This is a genomic window from Pedobacter sp. HMWF019, from assembly GCF_003061025.1.
GTDB lineage: Bacteria > Bacteroidota > Bacteroidia > Sphingobacteriales > Sphingobacteriaceae > Pedobacter.
Map to the genome: position 1 here is coordinate 1 of NZ_QAIL01000368.1, position 1,407 is coordinate 1,407.

The 1,407-nt window shown below is 41.3% G+C and carries 1 protein-coding gene; it reads left to right on the top strand.

The annotated features are described in order from the left end of the window. Positions 1-63: 63 nt before the first annotated feature. A partial coding sequence (locus DBR11_RS20180; protein ID WP_108554426.1) for an SUMF1/EgtB/PvdO family nonheme iron enzyme occupies positions 64-1,407 on the top strand: 1,344 nt, incomplete at its 3' end.

Here is a 1,407-nt window from a genome sequence, read left to right on the forward strand (position 1 = left end):
GCTTAATAATTGTTTATATCAATGATTATTGATAAAATTGTTATAAAATTGCTTCAGTAGAATATGAGAAAAATTTACTTTTTTGGTTTTATTGTTGTTGCAGCATTATTTTCCAGTTGCGGAAAAGGCGGTCAGGGCGAACTGGTCGGTGTTTACAACAAGAAATTCAAAAATAATAGAATCCCATTGGGGATGGTTTATATCCCCCCAGGCCGAACGCTCATTGGCATGTCAGATGAGGATATCAACAACACTCAGAGCGCTCCAAGCAGAATGACCTCTTTTAGTGCGTTCTATATGGATCAAACAGAAATTACAAATGCGGAGTACCGGCAGTTTGTAAATTGGGTAAGAGATTCCATTGCCATTACTATGCTTGGCCCAAGTGGCGCACCTAATTTATTTAAGCCTGTACCAACTACCCAGGGTGGTGCAACTCTGACCTCCAACAGAGACATTGACTGGAGAAAAGCAGGCGATCTGTGGAAAGGAAGAAATAATGCTTATGCCAGTAAGCTATCAGATCTGTACTATAGTGGTGACGATGCCCTTCCCGGAAGACATGAAATTGATATTCGAAAACTCAAATATTCTTATAGTATTGTTAACCTTGACCTTGCCGTACAGGGAAGAAAGGACAAAACAAAAAACCGTAAGGATTTTATACAGAGTTATGTAGATTCTCCAGACCCAAGTAAACCAAATGAGTTTCCTTCTGTTGCGGTTTATCCGGATACATTGGTTTGGAAAGTAGACTTTTCTTATTCTCAGAACGACCCGATGGTTAAAACCTATTTTAACCACCCGTCGTATGACAATTATCCTGTTGTAGGTGTAACCTGGGAGCAGGCTAATGCTTTTTGTGTATGGAGAACCCGGTTCTATCAGTCGGTTGCTGCTTCGAGAAGAATGCCTTTGAATGCAAGACCAGAATACAGGCTGCCAACGGATGCTGAGTTTGAATATGCAGCAAGAGGTGGAAATGTGAAAACAAAATACCCTTGGGGAGGTCCTTATGTACGTAATGCCAAAGGCTGTATGCAGGCTAATTTTAAAGTTGGGCGTGGAAATTACTCTGATGATGGTGGTTTGTATACGGTTAATGTTAAATCGTATTTTCCGAATGATTATGGCTTGTACAATATGGCAGGTAATGTGGCTGAATGGACGGTAACGGCTTACAATCAGTCTGCCGCTCCAATGCTTTCAGACTTTAACCCGAACTTTACTTATGTGGCTAAACCTTCGGACAGCAAATACCTGAAACGTAAAGTTGTTCGCGGCGGTTCATGGAAAGATATTGGTTTCTTTTTGCAGAATTCCGTAGCTACTTATGAGTACCAGGACCAGGCAAGGTCGTACATTGGTTTCAGATGTGTGGTTTCTTACCCGGGGTCTGATATCAAC